Source organism: uncultured Aquabacterium sp. (assembly GCF_913773725.1).
Lineage (GTDB): Bacteria > Pseudomonadota > Gammaproteobacteria > Burkholderiales > Burkholderiaceae_C > Aquabacterium.
This window is the reverse complement of sequence record NZ_CAJYGK010000009.1, coordinates 1-3,019: the sequence shown is the minus strand read 5'-3', so window position 1 is coordinate 3,019 and position 3,019 is coordinate 1. Positions and strand designations below refer to the sequence as shown.

General features: G+C 60.6%; 3 protein-coding genes and 1 pseudogene. 1 reads left to right on the top strand and 3 read right to left on the bottom strand.

Going from position 1 to position 3,019, the window contains the following annotated elements; translation table 11 throughout:
• Together QZ709_RS00535 and QZ709_RS00530 are read right to left on the bottom strand one after the other, a co-directional pair.
• On the bottom strand, positions 1 to 1,397 hold a 1,397-nt coding region (locus QZ709_RS00535), incomplete at its 3' end, for an amidase (protein WP_294635465.1).
• Entirely contained in the window at positions 1,394 to 1,600 is a 207-nt protein-coding gene (locus tag QZ709_RS00530; RefSeq protein ID WP_012248402.1) for a hypothetical protein, read from the bottom strand. The genes QZ709_RS00535 and QZ709_RS00530, both read right to left, overlap by 4 nt.
• Positions 1,601 to 1,754: 154 nt before the next feature.
• Here QZ709_RS00530 and QZ709_RS00525 point away from each other — a divergent pair.
• A protein-coding gene (locus tag QZ709_RS00525) for an IS5 family transposase (protein WP_088339335.1) occupies positions 1,755 to 2,517 on the top strand; the annotation gives its coding sequence in 2 pieces (ribosomal slippage) (positions 1,755 to 2,080 and positions 2,079 to 2,517; 765 coding nt in all).
• A 148-nt stretch (positions 2,518 to 2,665) separates the two neighbouring features.
• Here the strand turns inward: QZ709_RS00525 and QZ709_RS00520 are convergent.
• Positions 2,666 to 2,794 (bottom strand): annotated as a pseudogene (locus QZ709_RS00520) (transposase); the annotation flags it as partial.
• Between the last annotated feature and the right edge of the window lie 225 nt (positions 2,795 to 3,019).

Genomic DNA, 3,019 nt, shown 5'->3' with positions numbered 1-3,019 from the left:
CCGATCAGTTCCGGATGACGCTGGTGCCAGGTCGTGGCTTTCTCGTAGGCCAGCCCAGCACGCAGCAGGGTCTTCTCGTCCAGCGGCCGGCCGCTGATCTGCATGCCGATCGGCAACCCATCCTTGGAGAAACCACAGGGCAGGTTCAGCGTGGGTAATCCTGTCACGTTGCCGAACGAGGTGAAGCGCGTATAGGCCATGACCAACGCCTCTACCGTGCCGTCCGGCCATGTGTGGACCTCCTCCCCGCTGCGAGCAGCCGGGATGGGCAGTGTGGGTGCGATCAGCACATCGATGCGCTGGTACATCTCGGCCACCGCGCGCTGCATCAGCGTACGGACGCGCTGCGCCTGCAGGTAGTCGGTGGCGGTGACTAGATCTCCGAGTTCCAGCAGTATGCGGACATCGGCGGTGTAGAGCTCGGGTGACTCGCGCAGCATCGTGCGGTGGTAGGCGCTGGCTTCGGGTAGCATGATCCCGAACTCCACCGGGATGATCTGCTCGGCCATGGGCACTTCGACTTCCACCAGTTCGGCGCCCAGCTCTTTCAGTTGATCGATGGCGGCACGAACCGCACTTTCAACTTCCGGGTCCACGCGGTCGAAGAAGTAGTTCTTCGGCACGCCCACGCGCAGGCCTTTCACGCCTTGGCCGAGCCCTTCGGCATAGCTGGGCACCGGCTCATCCAACGAGCCGCGGTCGGCTGGATCGAAGCCAGCCATCACCTGAAGGCTGAGCGCCGTGTCTTCCACGGTGCGCGTGATCGGGCCTGGATGGTCCAGGCTCCAGGAAAGTGAACTCACACCGGCACGGCTCACGCGCCCGTAGGTTGGCTTCAGGCCTACGGTGTTGCACATCGACGAAGGGATGCGAACGGATCCAGCGGTGTCGGTGCCGGTCGCCAAGTAGACGCCGCAGGCTGCGACCGTGGCCGCCGAGCCGCCGCTGGAGCCACCCGGTGTTCTTCCCGGGTCCCAGGGGTTGCGCGACTTCGGAGTGATGGCGCCATAGGCGAATTCGTGCGTATGGGTCTTGCCAAGGATAACGGCACCTGCGTCTTGTAAGCGCCGGACTACGGCGCAGTCTTGCTGCGGCGTCCAATTCGTGCGCTGGCGCGACGATGCCGTGGTGGGTACGCCAGCGATGTCGTATAAGTCCTTGACCGCTACAGGCACGCCATGCAGCGGGCCTTTCCAGCGCCCGGCGCTGATGTCGGCGTCAGCTTGCTGGGCTGCTGCACGGGCCTGATCCTCCAGCACGCACACGTACGCACTGATCTGTTTTTCGGTGGAGCGCACCTGCGTCAGACAGGCGTCCAGAACTTCAACGGCGGAGACTTCCCGTGCCTTAAGTTTCTGCGCAACTTGCGCGAGGGTGAGGCGGGTTAGCGAACTCATGACTGCACCTCCTTCCAGCGCGGGTCGAAGGCAGGTGCCGGCTGGATTTCACCGGTATTGACCGCATCGAGTTGCTGGAGGGTCGGCAGCACCATCAGGTTGAACGCCTCGGCAAGGGACGCCATGCGTTCGGACGGCAGGCCGAGGGCGACGGAATCGCTGACCGAACGCACGCCAGCGTCGGTGAGTAGGGATCGTGGCATGGCTGGCTCCGGGGTAGTTGGTTTAAATGGGCATTGTAGCATGTTGGTCAAAGCCTTGCCATCGTGTCGGGTTCTCACCGGTACGATAACCCCGCACACTAGGGCGTGTTAACACTAATGGCGACGGCGACGATTGCGCCAGAAAATCTCCGACATGGAGATCACGCCCGAACAATTCGCTACCATTGAACACTGCCTGCCCAGGCAGCGTGGCAACGTCAGCCTGAGCAATCTGCAGGTGGTCAATGCGATCCTCTATGTGGCCGAACATGGTTGCAAGTGGCGCGGACTGCCCAAACGCTTCGGCAACTGGCACACGATTTACACGCGCATGAATCGCTGGACCAAAGCTGGCGTCCTGGATCGCATGTTCGAGGAGTTGCAGCGTGCGCAAGTCGTGCGTATCAGGATCGAAGCCGTCTCGCTGGACTCCACAAGCATCAAGGTCCATCCCGACGGCACAGGGGCACTAAAAAAAAGGTCCGCAGTCCATCGGAAAGTCCCGAGGCGGATGGAACACCAAGATTCATATGGTTGCCGCGGATGCTCGAACGGCCGTGACGTTTTCGCTCTCGCCTGGGCAGGCGCACGACGCACCCGAAGGCCGGCGCCTGCTCAGCAGTCTTGGGCCGACCAGCAGACCGGTGCATTTGTTGATGGACCGTGCCTACGAAGGCAACGAGACACGGCAGCTGGCACTGGATCTGGGTTTCATTCCGGTGGTGCCACCAATGAAGACGCGGATCGAACCGTGGGACTACGACCGCGAGATGTACAAGCGCCGCAATGAGGTGGAGCGGTTGTTCCGTCGACTCAAAGGCTATCGCCGTATCTTCTCGCGGTTCGAGAAACTCGACCTCATGTTCCTGGGCTTCATCAGCTTCGTGCTCGTCGCTGATGGACTGAGGATGTGTTAACAGGCCCTAGCCCAACCAAAAATTCGTTCAATGCGCCCACGCACCCGGCTCGTGGTTTCGTCCTTGGTGTTCCAGATCGGCTTCAGGATCCGGCGAATATGGTCGACGGTAATGTCATCGACTGGTAGCTTTCCAATGATTGGATGGGCATCCATTTGTACAGGCTGTGGGTGCTCACGCCCAGGCGGTTGGAGACATCGGCCACGCTGTGGCCCTGGTCAAGGATTTGTTTGACCGCCTCGGTCTTGAATTCTTCGGGGTAACGTTGACTGCTCATACGGGCTCCTATTGGACAGGAAATAGGAGGCTCTTGAACCGCCCCGGGAATCGTGGAGGCCGGTTGGTTTAAGTCAGGCCACCACCATGGAGGCCTGATTGGGGTCTCCTCGTTTTCAGTGCAATAAGTGACGGTACGAAAAGCTAGCACTGGCGCGGAGGTGGTGTTGGTAGATCGTTGATTTCATTGACTTTCCTGTTCACTTTCAAATCTGCGATTCGTGGC

What these genes read in the sequence shown, in the direction of transcription:
- QZ709_RS00530 (WP_012248402.1), bottom strand. Translation starts at nt 1,600, where the DNA reads ATGCCACGATCCCTACTCACCGACGCTGGCGTGCGTTCGGTCAGCGAT.